Here is an 18,385-nt window from a genome sequence, read left to right as displayed (position 1 = left end):
GCAGGCTTTGGGCCTGCCCTGCTGATGTTCAGGCCGCTGCCCGCAGGCGGGGCCATGACAGGCCCCATCACCGCCCGCACAGCCACCCAGGGACCTGGACCAACACCAAAACCGTTTGCTGCGATGACCTTTTATTCATTCATGGGGGCACTGGAAATCGGCCTGATCTTCGGCCTGGTTGCCCTGGGGGTGCTGATCTCCTTTCGCATCCTGAACTTCCCGGACCTGACGGTCGATGGCTCATTCCCATTGGGTGGCGCCGTCGCAGCCACACTGATTTCGACTGGCAAGGATCCCTTTCTGGCCACTTTCATCGCCACATTGGCCGGCGCGCTGTCTGGCTTTGCCACCGGCTGGCTCAATGTGCGCCTGAAGATCATGGATTTGCTGGCGGGCATTCTGATGATGACCGCGCTGTACTCCATCAACCTGCGCATCATGGGCAAGCCCAATGTGCCGTTGATCCTTGAGCCCACGGTGTTCACCGTGCTCATGCCCGGCATCTGGGCCGACTACATCGAAAAGCCGCTGATCCTGCTGGTCGTTGTGCTGATCGCCAAATTCATTCTGGATTGGTATTTCGCCTCCGAGCGCGGCCTGGCCATGCGCGCCACGGGCGCCAATCCACGCATGGCCAGCGCCCAGGGGGTGGCCACCAGCTGGGCCAAGCTCGTGGGGCTGGCCATCTCCAACGCGCTGGTGGCCCTGGGCGGCGCGCTGTTTGCGCAAAGCCAGGGTGGCTCGGACATTTCCATGGGCATCGGCACTATCGTCATCGGCCTGGCCGCAGTCATCATTGGCGAGAGCGTGCTGCCGGCGCGGCGCATTCTGTGGGCCACGCTGGCCGTCATCATCGGCGCCGTGCTCTACCGCTTCTTCATTGCGCTGGCGCTCAACAGCAGCTGGATCGGCCTGCAATCGCAGGACTTGAACCTGATTGCCTCCGTGCTGGTCATCCTGGTGCTGGTGTTCCCGCTGCTCAAGCGCCGCCTCAAATCGCTGGCCCAATAAGCACACCCCTAGGAGTTGCCCCATGCTCAAAGCCACCGATTTGCGCATCACCTTCAACCCCGGCACGCCCATCGAAAACCCGGCGCTGCGCGGTGCCAGCCTGGAAATCCCCACCGGCCAGTTCGTGTCCGTCATCGGCTCCAACGGCGCGGGCAAATCCACCTTTCTCAACGCCATCTCCGGCGACCTGATCATGGATTCGGGGCGCATCGAGATCGACGGCATCGACGTCACGAAAAAACAGGCCTGGCAGCGCGCCGATCTGGTGGCGCGGGTGTTCCAGGATCCGATGGCCGGCACCTGCGAGGCCCTGACCATCGAGGAAAACATGGCCCTGGCCATGGCGCGCGGGCGCAAGCGCCGCTTTGGCTTTGCGCTGAACAAACAAAACCGCGAGCTGTTCCGCGAAAAGCTCGCCATCCTGAACCTGGGCCTGGAAAAGCGCCTGACCGACCGCATCGGCCTGCTCTCTGGCGGCCAGCGCCAGGCCGTCAGCTTGCTGATGGCCTCGCTGCAGCCCTCGCGCATCCTGTTGCTGGACGAACACACGGCCGCGCTCGACCCCAAGACGGCAGCCTTCGTCATGGATTTGACAGCGCGCATCATCGAGGACAACCAGCTCACGGCCATGATGGTCACGCACAGCATGCGCCAGGCGCTGGACTACGGCAGCCGCACGGTCATGCTGCACCAGGGCAAGGTCGTGCTGGACGTCAGCGGCAGCGAACGCGCAGGCATGGACGTGCCCGATCTGCTGCAGATGTTCGAGCGCACCCGGGGCGAAAAACTCGCCGACGATGCCCTGCTGCTGGGCTGAAAAGCTGTCCAGAATCTCTCTGCACGGCGCGGCATGGCGCGAGCAGAAAGCGGTTTAGAAGGCTCTGCCGCGCCCGCAAAGCCTTGCCATCCGCCCCGGGGCCATGGCTGCTGCGCGATGTGTGCAAGATGGCGCCTTGCAGCCCATCCCAAACCGCGCTTCTTGCCCCCTCGCACAGAAATCTTGAACAGGCTCTCCAGCCGGCCAGCCCTGCCCCTGCCCGCCAGCGGCAAACCCGCTTGGGCCAAGGCATGCAATTGCCTTTCGGGCGACTGCAGATCGCATACAATCGCCGCCGACGGGCCTTCCCGCATGGTGAAGCAGCCAACCGGGTCAGGTGGGGAACCAAGCAGCCCTAACTGTGTAGTCAGTGCCGGGGTCAGGCTCGTCACCTTCTTCTTGCCTCTTGCCGCAGCCTGCCGGCAACGCGCCTGCCCAGGCCAGCGCCATGGGCGCAGCAGCACCTGCTGCGGGCCATCTGCCCATCCCATCTTGCCGCGCAGTGCCCCGCCCCGCCCCCCTCCCCCGCCTGATATTGACCCGCCCAGAGGCACAAAACGCCGCCTGGGCCGCGCAGTTTGCCGCCCTGGGCATCGACTGCATTGCCCTGCCGCTGATCCACATCCAGTTTCCAGATGATGCCGCCAGCGCGCAGCGCCGCCAGGCGGCGCTCGACAAACTCGGCCAATGGACTGCCATCATGCACGTCAGCCCCAACGCCGTGCAGGGCTTCTGGGATGCCCAGGCCATGCAGCGCTGGCATCAGCTAGGCACTGACACTGGCACTGACGCCAGGGCCAATAACCTGCCGCGCCTGTGGGCGCCAGGCCCTGGGACGGCCCAGGCCTTGCAGGCCCAGGGCTTTGCGCCCGAATGGATTGACCAGCCCGCAGCCGATGCCGGGCAATTCGATTCCGAGGCGCTGTGGCAGCAAGTGCAAACGCAGATCCACCCGGGTGCCCAGGTGTTGATCCTGCGCGGCAGCCGCGTCGCTGCTGGCCCTGCGACTCAAGCAACGCCCCCTCAGCCCCAGGACGAAGGGCATGGGCGCGACTGGCTGGCGCGCCAACTGCAGCAACGCGGCGCGCAACTGCACTTGCTGCCCGTCTACCGGCGCGGCCCACCCGCCTGGGATGCCCAACAGCGTGATATGGCACTGGGCGCTGCAGCCGCGCGGCGCGTCTGGCTGCTGAGCAGCTCGGAAGGCGTGCAACACCTGCCGCTGCTGCTGCCAGGGCAGGACGCGACCTTCTGGCGAGGGCAATCGGCCATCGCCACGCACCCACGCATCGCCCAAGCGGCGCAGCGCATCGGCTTCGGCCAGATCCGCACCACCGCCCCCACCGTGCAGGACATCGCGCTTTGCCTGCAAGGCTTTGGGGCCTGTTGAGATTCAATGCTGCTGCGGCTTTTGCCTCGAAAACCGCTTCGCCAAGCCAATCGTAGAACCCCAAAAAGCAAGAACCAGTGCCCTTGCGGACACTGGTTCTTTCAAGCAAGTGCGCCAGTCAGGGCGCAGCACCTGGCCCCGTGAGGGCCTTCGGCCTGTTTACTGGATGCGGGCAATCTGGCCGTTTTGCACCTGCACGCGATCATTGATGCGCAGGCCGCCCGGATCGCTGACGTCGTACACGCGGTACTGACCGTTGTCCACACGGATGGTGATGCGATAGCCATAGACCTGCCCCTGCGCGCCGCCATTGTTCATGCGGCCTTCAATGGCATTGCCCGCCACGGCGCCGCCCACGGCGCCGGCAATGGTGGCTGCCGTGCGGCCGCTGCCGCCACCGACGTGGTTGGCCGCCAGGCCGCCCACGACGGCGCCCAGCAAAATGCCCGCACCTGTGCTGCCGCGGTGGGTGTTTTGCAGCGCCTGGATGTCGGTCACATAGCCGTACTCCAGCATATTGGCCGGGGCCCGGCTGGGCACGGTGCCCACATGGCCGCCGCCACCGCGGTAGGGATCGGCAGGATACAGCGGCGTGCTTTGGCAGGCCGCCAGGGTCAGGGCCAGCGCGGTGGTCGAGGCCAGATAGGCGATGCGGGATGAGGACATGATTTCCTCCCTTTCTTCAGAGCTGTTGAGAGTTCGATCGCTGGATGCAGCCTGTGCTGCCAAAGGTAAAAGCAAAGGACAGCGCGCTGCACGGCGGCGCCATCGTAGCGCCGCTGCCCAGTGGCCATGGCACACCAAGTGTAAAAGCAGGTAAATGTCTTGGCGTCATGCCCCCACTGGCTTGCCTGGCTGGCACTGCGCCTGACCATTGATGCGCACTTGCGCGCGCCCGGGCCTGACAAGCAGCCCAGCCGCCGTGCCTGTCCCCTCCGGCTGCGCGCGCTGCGGCGTTGCTGCGCGCAAAGTCTCAAGAGCCTGTCACGCCAGCTTCACTGTGGGCAATGCCCGCAGCATTGCGCAGCCGCGCCTGCCGGGCCTGTGCCGCGATGGCCGGGGCAGGCAGCTCCTTGAGGCGGTGGTCGCTCCAGACCTGGCGCCAGGCCTTGGCGCCAGGCTGGCCATTGCGCAGGCCGAGCATATGGCGCGCGATCTGCAGCGGCGAGACGCCTGCGGCCTGCTGGCGGGCCATGTAGCGCACCATTTCTTCCTCGATGGCGTCGCGCTGCAGCGCGCTGGGCGGGCTGCCGAACAGCGCAGTGTCCCATTGCGTGAGGAACCAGGGGTTGTGGTAGGCCTCTCGCCCGACCATCACGCCATCGAGGCGCTGGCCCTCAGCGCCTTGCAAATGCGCCTGCATCTGCGCCAGCGTGGCAATGCCGCCGTTGACGACGATGCCCAGCTGCGGGAAGTCGGCCTTGAGCTGGCGCACCACTTCGTAGCGCAGTGGCGGGATTTCGCGGTTTTCCTTCGGGCTCAGGCCCTTGAGCCAGGCATTGCGCGCGTGGACGATGAAGACCCGGCAGCCGGCCTCGGCCACCTGGCCAACGAAGTCGCGCAGCGGGCCATAGCTTTGCTGCTGATCCAGGCCGATGCGGTGCTTGACGGTCACGGGGATGCTGCAGGCATCGACCATGGCCTTGACGCAATCGCTCACCAGCGCCGGCTCGGCCATCAGACACGCGCCAAAGCTGCCGCGCTGCACCCGCTCGCTGGGGCAACCGCAGTTGAGGTTGACCTCGTCGTAACCGGCCTCTTGCGCCAGTTGCGCGCAGCGCGCCAGATCGGCTGGCTCACTGCCGCCCAGCTGCAGCGCCAGCGGGTGCTCTTCTTCATTGAACTGCAAAAACCGCTGGCGCTGGCCGTGCAGAATGGCGCCGGTGTGCACCATCTCGGTGTAGAGCCGCGCGTGCCGGCTGAGCAGGCGATGGAAATACCGGCAGTGGCGGTCGGTCCAATCGAGCATCGGTGCCACGCAGGCCGTCCATTGGCTGTAAGTGGTTGATTTTTCAGGGGCTGTCATTGCATTTGAAATCATCGCCTGGGCAGCGCCTGCGCGCTCCAGGAGGGCGCAGCTCAGGTGCTCAGCCCCGCTGCAGCCATTGGCGATAGGCTTGTGCGGTGGCGGCAGAGACCGAGTCCAGCACTTTCTGGTGCGTGACCTGGTGGCGCGCCTGCAGGCGCGCGTCGGCCACCATGCGCGATTTGCAGAACCAGTGGCAGCTGTGCTGCAACAGCAGCAGCTCGGCCATCAGCTGGTAGGCGCGGGCCTTGGGCGGCAGGCCCTGGGCGTTGTCCACCGCTGCGCGCACGCCTTGAGCATGCAGGCGCAGCAGGGCCTTGAAGTCGCGCGTGGCCGCGGGCAGCAGCTGCTCCACATAGGGCAGGCACAGGGCCCAGCGGCCGATGCGGGTGCGCTCTGCCGGGGCCTGGGCGATGGCGGCGCTGAGGCGCTCGATGTGCTCGGCCACGCTGCGCTCGCTGTGGGCGAAGGTGTCCCAGATCTGCGCCTGGCGCTGCGGGTCGTCCTCATGGATGGCGCGCAGATAGCCCTGGGTGAGCAGGCCCATGTGGTGTTCGATCTTCAGCCCCGCCAGGTGCTGGCCCAGAAAGGCGATGCGCTGGCGCTGGTAGCGCAGGCGCAGCACCCAGCCGAGCACGGCCAGCAGCAGCAAGAGGGAGAGCCAGTCCGTCATGGCAGGCGCGCCATCACACGTCGATGTCCACGGCGTCGCCGTGCAGCTCCATCAGCTCGCGGCGCGCGCCGGCCTCACCCTTGCCCATGAGCTGGGTGAAAAAGCCCTCGGTCTGCGCAAAGCTGAAACTGCCCAGCTGCACGGGCAGCAGGCGGCGGGTGTCGGGGTTGAGGGTGGTTTCCCACAGTTGCTCGGCGTTCATCTCGCCCAGGCCTTTGAAGCGGCCAATGCTCCAGGCGCCTTCGCGCACGCCGTCCTTGCGCAACTTGTCCAGCGCGCGCTGCAGCTCCTGCTCGCTCAAGACGTAGAGCTTGGCGGCGGGCTTTTTGCCGCGCGCGGGCACGGCGATGCTGTAGAGCGGCGGCTGGGCCACGAAGACGTGCCCGGCTTCGATCAGCCTGGGGAAGTGGCGAAAGAACAGCGTCAGCAGCAGCACCTGGATGTGCGCGCCGTCCACGTCGGCGTCGCTCAGGATGCAGATCTTGCCGTAGCGCAGACCGGAGAGATCGACCTCATCGCCCGGCCCGTGCGGATCGACGCCGATGGCCACGGCGATGTCGTGCACCTCGGTGTTGGCAAACAGGCGCTCGCGGTCCACCTCCCAGGTGTTGAGCACCTTGCCGCGCAGCGGCAGCACGGCCTGGGTTTCCTTGTCGCGGCCCATCTTGGCGCTGCCGCCGGCCGAGTCGCCCTCGACCAGAAAGACTTCGTTGTAGGTCAAATCGCGGCTTTCGCAGTCGGTGAGCTTGCCCGGCAGCACGGCCACGCCCGAGCCTTTGCGCTTTTCCACCTTTTGCCCAGCCCTCTGGCGCGTTTGCGCGGCGCGGATGGCCAGCTCGGCAATGCGGCGGCCGTAGTCCACGTGCTGGTTCAGCCACAGCTCCATGGCCGGCTTGACGTAGCCCGAGACCAGGCGCACGGCATCGCGGGAGTTGAGCTTTTCCTTGATCTGGCCCTGAAATTGCGGGTCGAGAATCTTGGCCGAGAGCACGTAGCTGGCGCGCGAGAACACGTCCTCGGGCATGAGCTTGACGCCCTTGGGCAGCAGCGCGTGCATGTCGATGAAGCTCTTGACGGCCTGGAACAGCCCGTCGCGCAGGCCGTTGTCGTGCGTGCCGCCGGCCGTGGTGGGGATGAGGTTGACGTAGCTCTCGCGCAGCGGCTGGCCTTCCTCGGTGAAGGCCACGCACCAAGCGGCGCCTTCGCCCACGGCGAAGCTGTCGCTGTGGCGGTCGGCATGGCCCTGGCCTTCGAACAGCGGGATGACCGGCTCGGCCGGCAGCGCCTGGCTCAGGTAGTCGGCCAGGCCGCCCTTGTATTGCCAGCTTTGCTGCTGGCCGGTTTTTTCGTTGCGCAGCGTCACGGCCACGCCGGGCATCAGTACCGCCTTGCTGCGCAGCAGGTGCAGCAGCTCGGGCATGGGCAGGGCCTTGGATTCGAAGTAGCGCGCATCGGGCCAGACGCGCACGGTGGTGCCCTGGCGGCGCTCGCCGGGCTGGGCCTTGCGCACCGTCAGCGGCTCGATCACCTCGCCGCCGTTGCCGAACACCAGCCGCGCCACCTGGCCGTCGCGGTGGATGTCCACCTCCAGGCGCGTGGCCAGCGCATTGGTGACGGACACGCCCACGCCGTGCAGGCCGCCGGAGAAGCTGTAGGCGCCGCCCGAATCCTTGTCGAACTTGCCGCCGGCGTGCAGGCGCGTGAAGACCAGCTCCACCACCGGCGCGTTTTCTTCCGGGTGCAGGCCGAAGGGGATGCCGCGGCCCTCGTCCTCGACGCTGACCGAGCCGTCCTCATGCAGCGTGAAGCGGATCTTCTTGCCGTGGCCGGCCAGGGCCTCGTCGGCGGCGTTGTCCAGCACCTCCTGGATGATGTGCAGCGGGTTGTCGGTGCGGGTGTACATGCCCGGGCGCTGCTTGACCGGCTCCAGGCCCTTGAGGACTTTGATCGAGCTTTCGGAATAGCCATTGCCGCCGCTGGCGGCCATCGGGGCGGAAGGTGCTTGTTTTGCCATAGGGCGGCGATTGTAGGGCTTGGCATGGGCCGCGCCCCAAGCCCAAGCCCAAGCCCAAGCCCAAGCCCAAGCCCAAGCCCAAGCCCAAGCCAACGCTCAACGCTCAACGCTCAACGCTCAACGCTCAACGCCCGCGCTGGCGGCGGCGCAAACTCGCTATACTGCGCGCCATCATGCTGCAGCAGCGTTTTTCCCATTGCACATCGCGCCAGGCCCAGGGCCTGGCGTTGGCATGTGCGCAGCCCGTGCGCCCCGCACCGGCAGCGCGCGCTGCTGTGGCCGTGATCATCACCAAGACGACGAAGGGCTGAAGCAGCTGCGGTTCGTCGCGCCCGTCTTTCAAGCCGGCCAGACGAGCCGGGGCAGAGAGTTCCAACATTTCTGCAATCTCCATTGAAAGAAGGGTTATCCACATGGCACAACGTACAGGTTTGGTCGGCTGGCGCGGCATGGTCGGCTCCGTGCTGCTTGAGCGCATGCAGGCCGAGGGCGATTTCGACTGCATCGAGCCGGTGTTTTTCTCGACCTCCAACGCCGGCGGCCAGGCCCCGGCCCAGGCCAGGAACGAAACACGCCTGCAGGACGCCTACGACATCGAGGCGCTCAAGCGCTGCGACATCATCCTGACCGCCCAGGGCGGCGATTACACCAAGGCGGTCTACCCCAAGCTGCGCGCCGCCGGCTGGAATGGCCACTGGATCGATGCGGCATCGACGCTGCGCATGGACAGCGAATCGGTCATCGTGCTCGACCCCGTCAACCTGCCGGTGATCCAAAACGCCCTGAGCAAGGGCGGCAAGACCTGGGTGGGCGGCAACTGCACCGTCAGTTGCATGCTCATGGGCGTTGGCGCGCTGTACAAGGCCGGGCTGGTCGAATGGATGAGCACCCAGACCTACCAGGCTGCATCGGGCGGCGGCGCGCAGCACATGCGCGAGCTGCTGACGCAGTTCGGCACGCTGCACGCCGAGGTGCGCGAGCTGCTGGCCGACCCGCACAGCGCCATCCTGGAGATCGACCGCAAGATCATCGCCAAGCAGCGCGGCCTGAGCGAGGCCGAGACGGCCCACTTCCTGGCGCCGCTGGGCGGCTCGCTGATCCCCTGGATCGACGCCGACCTGGGCAACGGCGTCAGCCGTGAGGAATGGAAGGGCATGGCCGAGACCAACAAAATCCTGGGCATGGGCGAAGGCTTTGGCACGCCGGCCATCCCGGTTGACGGCTTTTGCGTGCGCATCGGCGCCATGCGCTGCCACAGCCAGGCGCTGACCTTCAAGCTGAAAAAGGACGTGCCGCTCGACGAGATCGAAGCCATGATCGCCGCCGACAACCCCTGGGTGAAGCTGGTGCCCAACACCAAGGAGGCCACGCTGGCCGAGCTCACGCCAGTTGCCGTCACCGGCACCATGCGCATCCCCGTCGGGCGCGTGCGCAAGCTGGCCATGGGCCCGCAGTACCTGGGCGCCTTCACCATCGGCGACCAGCTGCTCTGGGGCGCGGCCGAGCCGCTGCGCCGCATGCTGCGCATTCTGGTCGAGGCCTGAGGGCCTACCTGCTCACCACGATCTCGGCAACGGCCCGCAAAAGCGGCCTCGCAGAAATCATTGGATGCGTGCCGAACTGCCCTGGTGCAACGTCGTCAGGCCGCAGGCGGCGCCCCACCTTGCAGCAGCGCCTGCAGGCCGGCGCACATGGCCGCTTCGAGCGCCGCGCGGCGCTCGCGCAGCCATTGCAGGCGCTGCGGCGGCACATCCTGCGGCGCGGTGTGCGCCGGCGCCCAGACCGGCGCGGGGAAATGCCCGTCCCACTCATAACGGGCGATGATGTGCCAGTGCAGGTGCGGCACCACATTGCCCAGCGAAGCCAGGTTCACCTTGTGCGGCGCAATCACCTCGCGCATGGCCCGCTCCACCACCGCCACGGCCTGCATGCACAGCCACTGCTGCGGCGCGGGCAGCTCGCTCCATTCGCGCACGTGCGCCGTCCAGACGATGCGGTAGAAGGCCTCCAGCCCCGGCTCCTGGGCGTGCACCAGGCGCAGCAAGGGGTGGGCAAACACCACGCGCCCGCCGCCCTCCTGGCACAGCGCACAGCCGGCGGCGCGCTCGCCGGGCGGCGGCAGCTGCGGCTCAAGGCCTTCAAGGCAAGAGGAAGAAGGCAGGCGGGCATCACTCATGGTCATCGAAACTTGAAAAAAACAGGAAAACGCCAAGCCTGGATTTTGCGTGCCCACCAGCTCCATCGGCATGATCGCTGACGCGGATGGAACAAACTAAGATTGCCCATTTCACACTGAGCATTGTTCTTTGAACATGCGCTTACTGCCCGCCACTCTCCGCCATGCGCCTTCACGACACGCCACCACGGCAAACGCCCAGCATCCAGGTCTTCGAGCGCATGTACGCCATCCTGGATTTTCTGGCCAGCCATGCCCAGGCCATCTCGCTCAAGGAGATCAGCGAGGCCACCGGGCTGCACCCTTCAACCGCGCACCGCATCCTCAACGATCTGGTCATCGGGCGGCTGGTGGAGCGGCCCGAGGCGGGCAGCTACCGCCTGGGGCTGCGCCTGCTGGAGCTGGGCAATCTGGTCAAGGCGCGGCTGAGCGTGCGCGACGTGGCCCTGCCGCTGATGCGCGAGCTGCACCGCAGCACGCAGCAGGCCATCAACCTGTCCATCCACCAGGGCGATGAGATCGTCTACATCGAGCGCGCTTTCAGCGAGCGCTCGGGCATGCAGGTGGTGCGCGCCATCGGCGGCCATGCGCCGCTGCACCTGACCTCCACCGGCAAGCTGTTCCTGGCCGCGCAGGAGCCGCACTGGGTGCGCGCCTACGCCGCGCGCACCGGGCTGGCGGGCAATACGCGCAACAGCATCACCAAGCTGGACGTGCTCGAACGCGAGCTGCACCGCGTGCGCCAAAGCGGTCTGGCGCAGGACCGCGAGGAGCTGGAGTTGGGCGTGAACTGCATTGCCGCAGGCATCTACGACGACCAGGGCAAGCTGGTGGCCGGCCTGTCCATCTCCGCGCCCACCGGCCGACTGGAAGAAAGCTGGGTGCCCAGGCTGCAGACCACAGCCAGCAAAATCTCCGCCGCGCTGGGCCAGCCCGGCCACTGAGCCCACCGCCCGTCACCCCCCCTGCACAGCGGGCAAGCGCGCGGATTGGGGCGATCTGCTGGCGTTGCAAAGCCTCTCCATAGCCGCTGTGCTCTACGCCTTGCAGCCATCGCCAACCGCTTTTTGCCCACTCGCCCGAGATCTTGAACAGGTTCTGAGCCACGATGCCCACGCCCACCTCAAGCCCTGCCACGCCGGTCGGCGAGCCGCTGCTCGAACAGCTGGCCCGGCAGGCCGCGCACAAAAGCCCCTTCTGGCTGCTCGACCAGCTGCACCAGCAGCTGCAGGCGCAGCAGGCCCAGGGGCCGCTGCAGCCGGCCTGGCAGGGCTGGTGGGATTTGCTGCGCTTTTGCCTGGGCAGGCAGTCCATCGCCCTCTGGCTGGCGCACGAGCGCGCAGCGCTGCAGCGCATCCAGGCCCTGGCCGCGCTGGCCGGGCAGGAGATGCTGGCCGACATCCTCAGTCAGGCGCTGCAAGGCCAGGCCCAACCGCCGCTGACCATCACCTTCAGCCAGCTCGGCCACGAAGACCTGCACTTCAGCACCCAAGCCACGCCGCAGGAACATTTCGGCGGCCAGGACTGGGCCGGCACCGACGCCGCCATCGACCTGCATGGCGAGGCCTTTGCCCACACCGTGGCGCAGCTGCTGCGCGATGAATTGGCCGAGTTGCCCTGGCCCGCCGCCATCACCGATGCCGACGCCACCACTGCCGCCGCAGCAGGCGGCGCAGCCGATGCCCACGCCCCCCAGCCGCAGGCGACGCAGCCTGCGCAAGCGCCGCAAGACGATGGCCCCAGCCAGCCGCCAGCCCTGCGCGCCATCACCCAGGCGCACCCGCGCCTGGCGCTGCAGGCCCTGGCCGATGGCGCCAGCGCCTGGCTGCCCATGCAACACCACAGCCAGCCCGCGCCCGAGCCGGATTTGCTGGAGTTCTACCAGGCCCTGTGGGGCGCGCCGCTGGCCGGCCTGCTGGCCGCCTACGCCAGCCACAACGGCGCGCGCCTGTTCTGCCACGGCGACACCGTGGGGCTGGAGCTCTTTGCCATCGAGCAATGGCCCCAGCAACAGGCCCGCATGCTGCAAGCGGCGCGCCAGCACGGCTGGCCCGAGCAGCCAGGCGCCCTGCCCGACTGGCTGCACAGCGCCGTGTGCTTTGCCCAGTGCGGCATGGAGCGCGAATATTGGATCCTGCCCACGCAGGGGCCGCTGGCCGGCTGCGTGCTGCTGTCGGAGACGGACGCCCTCGCCGGCCACCGGCGCTTTGCCGATGCGGCCAGCTTCTTCCAGGCCCTGCTGCACGCGCCGGCGCGCATCCTGGGCGCCAGCGGCAATCTGCGCTACCGCAACGGCGCGGCGCTGCTCGAGCCGCGCGTGCGCGCCACGGCCTTGGGCGGCATGCCGTAGTGGCGCTCAAAGGCGGCGCTGAAGCTGGAGGGGTGCTGGTAGCCCACGCGGTAGGCGACGGTGGAGACGTACAGCCCCTGCTCCAGCAGCTCCCGGGCTTTTTCCATGCGGATGGCGGTCAGCATGCGATAGGCGCTGGTGCCAAACAGCGCCCGAAAGCCGCGCTTGAGCTGGCATTCGCTCAAACCCACGGCCGTGCACAGGTAGCCGATGCTCAGCGGCTGGGCGTACTGTTGCATCAGCAGCTCGCGGGCGCGCAGCAGGCGGTCTTGCTCACTGCCGCGCAAGCGGCGCGCAGGGGCCGCGGCATTGGCTGTGGCATCGGCCCGGGCTGCTGCGCCGCCTGGCAGATGCCGCAGCAGCTCGGCCAGCAGGCTGAGGCTGGCGATGTGCCACTGCAAGGGGCTGGGCGCAGGCATGGCCGAGTTCACTCCCAGGGATGCGCGGCTCTGCGCGCGCAGGTGCAGCAGGCGCTGGGCCAGATGCTGGGCCGCGCCATCGCTGCGGCCAAAGAACAGCAGCCGCGCCTGCTCGGCCTGCGCCATATCGGCCAGCGCGGCTTGCAGTCCGTACTGGTGCAAGGCGCGCTCCTGCACCAGCAGGCGCAACTGGCGGGTGGTCTGCCCGGCCGGGAAGTGCCTTTGCCCCTGCACGTGGGCAAAGGCGCTGATGGTGCTGTGCCCGCTGGCGAAGTCAAAGCGCTGGCCTGCGCCATCGAGGGTGAAGGAATGCCCTTGCAAGCCCAGCGTCAAGATCAGCACGCGCCCGGCGTGGGATTGCTCGCTGCGCTGCACCAGATCGCGGCGGGGCGCGTAATGCGAATAGGCCAGCGTCAGCCCATCGGCCACGGGCAGGAACTCGCTGTAGCACAGGCCCGCCTGCGGCGGCAGCGCCTGGCGCTGCCAACCGCGCGCCCTGGCCGCGCCGTCTGCGCTGGTGATGGCGGTGTCTTCGATGGGTCTTGCGGCGCTGGCGGTTGCGGCGGGTTCTGGCATGGCGTCGTCCTTGGCTTGTGGCTTTGGGCCCCTGCCCGTTGGTACGCGGGAGCCTGACAGTCCGGATTGCCTATGTCTTGCTCCGGAATGCCTATGTTTTGAATGAGAGCAATTCTCACAAAAAATTTACAGTGCCCAGGCACAAAAACGCCTTTCGGAGCACGACATGAGAACCCGTTTTTCCCGCTGGCCCAGCGCCTTGCCGCTGGCGCTGGCCTTGCCTGCCTCAGCCTGGGCACAGAGCCCGACCGCCCCGGCGCAGCTGCCCGCCATCATCGTCACCGCCGACAAAACGCCGCAGGCGCTGGAGCTAACGCCCGCCAGCGCGGCCGTGCTCGATGCGCTGGACGTGCAGGCCGAGAACCTGCACAGCCTGGCCCAGCTCGAAGGGCGTGCGCCGGGCCTGTCCTTCCAGCCCTTTGGCCAGGCGGGCCTGAATGCGCCAGTGCTGCGCGGGCTGACGGCCAACTTCAACAGCTTTGCCACCTCGGCGCTGCTCCTGGTCGATGGCGTGCCCACGCCCACGGCGCAGGGCTTTGAGGACGCGCTGCTGGATGTGGCCCGCATCGAAGTGCTGCGCGGCCCGCAATCGACGCTGTACGGGGCCAATGCCCAGGCCGGGGTGATCGCCATCCACAGCCAGCCCATTGATGGCACGCCGCGCACCCGCGTGGCCGCCGAGCTGGGCAGCCGCAATTTGCGGCGCGCGCAGTTCGCGCTCAGCCGCCCCGTGGTCGAGGGCCAGCTTTACGCCAGCATCGCCGCCAGCGCCATGCGCCAGCAGGGCTTCATCCGCAATCAGCACACGGGCGTGCGGGACGACGCACGCCAAAACAGCCAGCTGAAGCTGGGCCTGCGCTGGACGCCCACGGCCCACACCGAGGCCGTGCTGCGCTACGCGCGGCAGGACTACGACGATGGCGCCAACCGCTGGGGCAGCCCGCGCCAGCCGCGCGCGCAGGTGGCCTCGGGCACGCCCGGTTGGAACCGCTCAGGCGGGCAATCGCTGTCGCTGCACGCCACGCACGATGGGGGCGCGGGCCTGCGCTGGCATGCCATCACGGCCTGGAGCCGTTTTTCCGACCACACGCAGCAGGACACGGACTTCACCCCGGCCGATGCACTGCACGTCGGCCGCGACAACCGGCTGCGCACGCTCTCGCAGGAATTGCGGCTGGAGGGTCAACTGGGCCAGGCCCAATGGCTGGGCGGCCTATACCTTGCGCAAGACCGCCACCGCCTGCACTACCGAAGCCAGCGCATGGGCCAGCTCGACCAGCCGCGCTCACTGATGAACAAGCGCACGCTGGCCTGGTTCACGCACTGGAGCCTGCCGCTGAGCGAGCGCTGGAGCCTGGCCGCTGGCGCACGCATCGAGCAGCAGCGCGCCCGCATCACGCCGCAGGGCCAGGCGGCGCGGCGGCAATCCTGGCGCCACCTCTCACCCAAGCTGGCGCTGCAATACCAACTGCGGCCAGAGCAGCAGTGGTATGCCAGCGTCAGCCGGGGCGTGCGCAGCGGCGGCTTCAATGCCTTGTCGGTGGCCACCGACCACGCGCCCTTCGCGCCGGAGACGAGCTGGTCCTACGAAACCGGCCTCAAGGGCTGGGCGCTGGACAAGCGCCTGCGCCACACGCTGGCGCTCTACCACATGCGCATCGGCGACATGCAGGTGATGCAAATGCCCAGGCCGGGCTTCATGTACCTGACCAATGCCGCCAGCGCGCGCTCCCAGGGGCTGGAGTGGGATCTGGACTATTTGCTCGGCGGGGGCTGGCAACTCAAGGCCGGGCTGGCCGCCAACCGCACGCGCTTTGCGCGCTTCGTCGATGGCGCGGCCGACTACAGCGGCAAACGCAATCCCTTTGCGCCGCGCCTGAGCGGCCATGCCAGCCTGCGCTACGACGCGCCGCAGGGCTGGTACGCCCAAGCTGGCCTGACGGGCAGCAGCAAGGTCTATCTGGATGCCGCCAACCGCCACCAGCGCCGTGGCCACGCGCTGCTCAACCTGGCCGCTGGCTACCAGCGCGGCCCGTGGGAGATCAGCGCCCATGTGCGCAATGCCGGCAACACCACCTACGACGCCGTGGGCTACCAGAACGGCTTTGTCACCGTCTACAGCCCGCCGCGCGAAATCAGTCTGCGCCTGAGCTGGCAGCATTGAGGTGCGCGATGCCCTTGCATGCCCCTTTGCAAAACAACCCCTTGCCATCGCTGTGGGTCATGGCCGCCGCCCCCATGCAGGCCAACGCACTGGAGCAGGCGCTGGAGCTCGGCCTGCTGCCCCTGCTGCGCCAGCCCCTGCCAGCCGATGCCGTGGCCCAGCGCCTGGCGCTGGCCCCCAAGGCCACGGCCCTGTGGCTGGAGCTGCTGTGGAGCATGGGCTGGCTGGCCCGGCACGAGCGCGCCGCCCACCCCGGCGCGCCGCTGTACGCAGCCTCGCCCCAGGCACAGCACTGGCTGATCGAGGGCAGCGGCGAGAACATCGCCCAAGCCTGGCTGTTTCGCATGCGCTTTCTGCGCCAGTTCGCCGCGCAATGGCCTGCGCTGCTGCGCCACGGCGGCAACGCCCCCGCTGCCGCGCCCGCGCCCTTGACCACCTGGGGCGAAGCTGCGCGCCAGCACATCGCGCAAGAGCAGCAAGCCATCACCGCGCCGGCCGCCCTGGCCTTGCTCGACACCCTGCCCGAGCTGCCCGGGCGCGGCCACTTTCTCGACCTGGGCGGCGGGCCGGGCTGGGTTGCCATCGCCCTGGCGCAGCGCCTGCCCGGCTGGCAAGGCACGGTGTGCGACCAGGCCGAAGCGGCAGCCGTGGCACAGGCCAACATCCAGGCCGCGGGCCTGAGCGCCCGCCTGCGCGCCCAAGCCTGCGACCTGAATGAGGACTTCCCCGCGTTGGCGGGGGAAGAAGGCTACGGCCTGATCTGGTGCTCGGCCCTGCTGCACTTTCTGCGCGACCCACTGGCCCTGCTGTGTCAGGCACGCGCCGCGCTCCGGCCCGGCGGCCTGTTGCTGCTGGCCCATGCCGAGCAGACCCGCCACGCCGAACTGGCGGCCCAAACCCTGCCCTTTTACGGCCCGCTGGCCCTGCGCGGCCAATACCTGCCGCAGGAAGGCGAAATCCCCCGCCTCATGGCGCAGGCGGGCCTGACGGACATCCAAACCCTGGGCCTGGCTGCCTTGCCCATGACCCCGGTCTGGGTACACGCAGGCCGCGCGCCCCTGAACTGAAACCCCATGCACACACGGCAAACGCACACGCCATCGCGCCGCTGGTGGCCGCAGCAAGGGCTGATCGGCTGGCTCAACCTGGCGCTGACCGCGCCCACCGTCTATCTGTTCATCGGCCTGCCGCTGGCGCTGCGCCAGCACGGCTGGAGCGGCGCCGAGATCGGCCTGCTGCAACTGGCCGGCCTGCCCGCCATGCTGAAATTCGCCCTCGCCGCCCCCATCGACCGTTGGCCTTTGCGCTCGGGCCGTGCCGCTGTCCGGGGTGGCGCTGACCGGAGCGATGCTGACCGGCACGGCGCAGTCAACTACCGCAACTGGGCCCTGGCGCTGGGCCTGGCCTACGCCGCCGCGCTGCTGATCCTGGCGCTGCACCCGCTGCACAGCACCACGCCCCAAACCCTGTTCGCCCTGCTCATGCTCGCCAGCCTGCTGGGCACCTGGGCCGACGTGCCCGTCAACGCCCTGGCCATCCGCATCCTGCCCCCATCCGAGCACACCCGCGCGGGCGCCATCCGCTCGGCCGCCACCTCGCTGGGCGCCATCGCAGGCGGCGGGCTGATGCTGGTGCTGCACGCCCGGCTGGGCTGGTTCTGGCCCTTTGCCGCATTGGCCGCCGCCGTGCTCATCGGCATGCTGGCCCTGCTTCTGCTGCCGCTGCACACGAGCGCCACAACGGCAGCCATCCCGCCACCGCCCCAAGGCGCCGGGCAGCCCCCCGCAGCGGCACACCAAAAAGCTCGGCTGACCGATGTGCCAGCCAATGTACTGGCCTATTTCCAGCCCAAGCCGCGCCGGGCCTGGGCGCTGCTGCTGCTGTGCTATTTCCCCGCCGTGGGCGCTGGCTGGGTGTATCTCAAGCCCCTGATGCTCGACCAAGGCTTTGCCGAAGAACACATCGCCTGGGGCGTTGGCGTGGCCGGCGGCCTGCTCAGCGCCCTGGCCAGCCTGGCCAGCGCACACCTGACCCACCGGGTGGGCGTGCGCCGCACCCTGCCACTGTTTGCCGGATTCAACCTGCTGGCCATGGCCGCTCTGGGCACTGCCGTAGCCAGCGGCCTGGGCAAACCAGCCCTGTTGGCCGCCGCCGCTGCGCTGGCCATGGCCATGGGCGCCAGCGCAGCGCTGCTGTTCGGCCTGATGATGCGCCACACCCGCGCGCCGCTGCAGGCGCTGGACTACGGCATCCAGTCCAGCCTGTTCATCAGCGCCCGCTCGCTGGCCCCGCTGCTGGCGGGCCTGCTGCTCGACCGCCTGGGCTACGGCGCCATGCTGGGCGCACTGACAGCCTGGCTGGCCCTGGTTTGCGCGCTAAGCTGGCGGCTGCGCGATGCCGTCACAGGCAATGGCTGAGAACCTGTTCAAAATCCCGGTGCGAGCGGGCAAGAAGCGGTTTGGGATGGGCTGCAAGGCGCAAAACACAGCCATAGCCGCAGCTATGGCGAGGCTTTGCAACGCCGCAGACCGCCCAAATCCGATTCATTGCTCGCCGTACAGAGATTTTGAACAGGTTCTGAGGCTCTTGGCACCGACAGCCAAGCTGCTGCAAGCTCTCAAGCAGCCTCACAATCTGAGCCCTTCAAATTTCGCCAAACTCGCAGACAAGTCGCGCCAGCATCTACAAGGACATCAGCGCCCGCAACTGTTATTGGCGCGCTCCATCGTGCGGCAGCCATACACCTCTCACAGGCGATGCGGACGGCGC

16 protein-coding genes and 1 other RNA gene are annotated in these 18,385 nt (G+C 68.1%); 10 read left to right on the top strand and 7 right to left on the bottom strand.

Annotation, left to right across the window (positions count from 1 at the left end):
• The first annotated feature begins 123 nt into the window (after positions 1–123).
• The 4 genes from CK625_RS02450 (at position 124) to CK625_RS02435 (ending at position 3,218) form a co-directional block, all read left to right on the top strand.
• Positions 124–1,011 carry an ABC transporter permease gene (locus CK625_RS02450; RefSeq protein ID WP_095538650.1) on the top strand — a complete coding sequence of 296 codons (888 nt, stop codon included), beginning with the start codon at positions 124–126 and terminating at the stop codon, positions 1,009–1,011.
• Positions 1,012–1,033: 22 nt separating this feature from the next.
• Entirely contained in the window at positions 1,034–1,828 is a 795-nt protein-coding gene (locus CK625_RS02445; RefSeq protein WP_095538649.1) for an ABC transporter ATP-binding protein, read from the top strand.
• A 297-nt stretch (positions 1,829–2,125) separates the two neighbouring features.
• Positions 2,126–2,221: signal recognition particle sRNA small type (ffs, locus tag CK625_RS02440), an RNA gene on the top strand.
• A gap of 142 nt (positions 2,222–2,363) precedes the next feature.
• The gene (locus CK625_RS02435; protein ID WP_172425065.1) at positions 2,364–3,218 is read left to right on the top strand and encodes a uroporphyrinogen-III synthase; all 855 of its coding nucleotides are present in this window, start codon (positions 2,364–2,366) and stop codon (positions 3,216–3,218) included.
• A gap of 159 nt (positions 3,219–3,377) precedes the next feature.
• On the opposite strand, the gene CK625_RS02430 is transcribed toward CK625_RS02435, so the two are convergent.
• The 5 genes from CK625_RS02430 to CK625_RS13865 all read right to left on the bottom strand — a co-directional run bounded on the left by CK625_RS02430 (position 3,378) and on the right by CK625_RS13865 (position 8,346).
• Complete coding sequence (locus CK625_RS02430) at positions 3,378–3,884, bottom strand: glycine zipper 2TM domain-containing protein (protein WP_095538647.1); 507 nt, start codon at positions 3,882–3,884, stop codon at positions 3,378–3,380.
• 307 nt (positions 3,885–4,191) lie between these two features.
• On the bottom strand, positions 4,192–5,244 hold the full coding sequence (dusA, locus tag CK625_RS02425) for a tRNA dihydrouridine(20/20a) synthase DusA (RefSeq protein ID WP_095538646.1): 1,053 nt from the start codon (positions 5,242–5,244) through the stop codon (positions 4,192–4,194).
• Between the two features lie 61 nt (positions 5,245–5,305).
• The gene (locus CK625_RS02420) at positions 5,306–5,917 is read right to left on the bottom strand and encodes a hypothetical protein (RefSeq protein WP_143326146.1); all 612 of its coding nucleotides are present in this window, start codon (positions 5,915–5,917) and stop codon (positions 5,306–5,308) included.
• A 13-nt stretch (positions 5,918–5,930) separates the two neighbouring features.
• On the bottom strand, positions 5,931–7,931 hold the full coding sequence (locus tag CK625_RS02415; RefSeq protein WP_238945461.1) for a DNA topoisomerase IV subunit B: 2,001 nt from the start codon (positions 7,929–7,931) through the stop codon (positions 5,931–5,933).
• 124 nt (positions 7,932–8,055) lie between these two features.
• Positions 8,056–8,346: a hypothetical protein gene (locus CK625_RS13865; protein ID WP_238945460.1), complete on the bottom strand. Its 291-nt coding sequence runs from the start codon at positions 8,344–8,346 to the stop codon at positions 8,056–8,058.
• Here CK625_RS13865 and asd point away from each other — a divergent pair.
• The gene (gene asd, locus CK625_RS02410) at positions 8,345–9,475 is read left to right on the top strand and encodes an aspartate-semialdehyde dehydrogenase (protein WP_095538643.1); all 1,131 of its coding nucleotides are present in this window, start codon (positions 8,345–8,347) and stop codon (positions 9,473–9,475) included. The genes CK625_RS13865 and asd overlap by 2 nt on opposite strands.
• Before the next feature lie 95 nt (positions 9,476–9,570).
• On the opposite strand, the gene CK625_RS02405 is transcribed toward asd, so the two are convergent.
• On the bottom strand, positions 9,571–10,107 hold the full coding sequence (locus CK625_RS02405) for an HIT family protein (RefSeq protein WP_095539042.1): 537 nt from the start codon (positions 10,105–10,107) through the stop codon (positions 9,571–9,573).
• 164 nt (positions 10,108–10,271) lie between these two features.
• Here CK625_RS02405 and CK625_RS02400 point away from each other — a divergent pair, with 164 nt between their 5' ends.
• Positions 10,272–11,051, top strand: a complete 780-nt coding sequence (locus CK625_RS02400) for an IclR family transcriptional regulator (RefSeq protein ID WP_095538642.1) — start codon at positions 10,272–10,274, stop codon at positions 11,049–11,051.
• Positions 11,052–11,215: 164 nt separating this feature from the next.
• Positions 11,216–12,457: a hypothetical protein gene (locus CK625_RS02395; RefSeq protein ID WP_095538641.1), complete on the top strand. Its 1,242-nt coding sequence runs from the start codon at positions 11,216–11,218 to the stop codon at positions 12,455–12,457.
• Here the strand turns inward: CK625_RS02395 and CK625_RS02390 are convergent.
• Positions 12,391–13,452 carry a helix-turn-helix domain-containing protein gene (locus CK625_RS02390; RefSeq protein WP_095538640.1) on the bottom strand — a complete coding sequence of 354 codons (1,062 nt, stop codon included), beginning with the start codon at positions 13,450–13,452 and terminating at the stop codon, positions 12,391–12,393. The two genes, CK625_RS02395 and CK625_RS02390, sit on opposite strands and share 67 nt — an antisense overlap.
• Positions 13,453–13,618: 166 nt before the next feature.
• On the opposite strand from CK625_RS02390, the gene CK625_RS02385 reads away from it, so the two are divergent.
• The 3 genes from CK625_RS02385 to CK625_RS02375 are packed head-to-tail and all read left to right on the top strand — an operon-like array spanning position 13,619 to position 18,033.
• The gene (locus CK625_RS02385) at positions 13,619–15,616 is read left to right on the top strand and encodes a TonB-dependent receptor (protein WP_095538639.1); all 1,998 of its coding nucleotides are present in this window, start codon (positions 13,619–13,621) and stop codon (positions 15,614–15,616) included.
• 8 nt (positions 15,617–15,624) lie between these two features.
• A complete protein-coding gene (locus tag CK625_RS02380; RefSeq protein ID WP_095538638.1) occupies positions 15,625–16,683 on the top strand; it encodes a class I SAM-dependent methyltransferase in 1,059 nt (352 codons plus the stop codon).
• Positions 16,684–16,689: 6 nt separating this feature from the next.
• A complete protein-coding gene (locus CK625_RS02375; protein ID WP_095538637.1) occupies positions 16,690–18,033 on the top strand; it encodes an MFS transporter in 1,344 nt (447 codons plus the stop codon).
• Positions 18,034–18,385: the final 352 nt, after the last annotated feature.

It is taken from the genome of Vandammella animalimorsus (assembly GCF_002285265.1).
In the GTDB taxonomy this organism is placed as follows: domain Bacteria; phylum Pseudomonadota; class Gammaproteobacteria; order Burkholderiales; family Burkholderiaceae_C; genus Lampropedia.
Note: the sequence above shows the minus strand (reverse complement) of the source record. Positions and strands in the feature narration are given on the sequence as shown.

Coding starts and splice junctions, on each gene's coding strand:
- CK625_RS02450 (WP_095538650.1), top strand. CDS start 124: ATGACCTTTTATTCATTCATGGGGGCACTGGAAATCGGCCTGATCTTC.
- CK625_RS02445 (WP_095538649.1), top strand. CDS start 1,034: ATGCTCAAAGCCACCGATTTGCGCATCACCTTCAACCCCGGCACGCCC.
- CK625_RS02430 (WP_095538647.1), bottom strand. CDS start 3,884: ATGTCCTCATCCCGCATCGCCTATCTGGCCTCGACCACCGCGCTGGCC.
- dusA (WP_095538646.1), bottom strand. CDS start 5,244: ATGACAGCCCCTGAAAAATCAACCACTTACAGCCAATGGACGGCCTGC.
- CK625_RS02420 (WP_143326146.1), bottom strand. CDS start 5,917: ATGACGGACTGGCTCTCCCTCTTGCTGCTGCTGGCCGTGCTCGGCTGG.
- CK625_RS02415 (WP_238945461.1), bottom strand. CDS start 7,931: ATGGCAAAACAAGCACCTTCCGCCCCGATGGCCGCCAGCGGCGGCAAT.
- asd (WP_095538643.1), top strand. CDS start 8,345: ATGGCACAACGTACAGGTTTGGTCGGCTGGCGCGGCATGGTCGGCTCC.
- CK625_RS13865 (WP_238945460.1), bottom strand. CDS start 8,346: ATGTGGATAACCCTTCTTTCAATGGAGATTGCAGAAATGTTGGAACTC.
- CK625_RS02405 (WP_095539042.1), bottom strand. CDS start 10,107: ATGAGTGATGCCCGCCTGCCTTCTTCCTCTTGCCTTGAAGGCCTTGAG.
- CK625_RS02400 (WP_095538642.1), top strand. CDS start 10,272: ATGCGCCTTCACGACACGCCACCACGGCAAACGCCCAGCATCCAGGTC.
- CK625_RS02395 (WP_095538641.1), top strand. CDS start 11,216: ATGCCCACGCCCACCTCAAGCCCTGCCACGCCGGTCGGCGAGCCGCTG.
- CK625_RS02390 (WP_095538640.1), bottom strand. CDS start 13,452: ATGCCAGAACCCGCCGCAACCGCCAGCGCCGCAAGACCCATCGAAGAC.
- CK625_RS02385 (WP_095538639.1), top strand. CDS start 13,619: ATGAGAACCCGTTTTTCCCGCTGGCCCAGCGCCTTGCCGCTGGCGCTG.
- CK625_RS02380 (WP_095538638.1), top strand. CDS start 15,625: ATGCCCTTGCATGCCCCTTTGCAAAACAACCCCTTGCCATCGCTGTGG.
- CK625_RS02375 (WP_095538637.1), top strand. CDS start 16,690: ATGCACACACGGCAAACGCACACGCCATCGCGCCGCTGGTGGCCGCAG.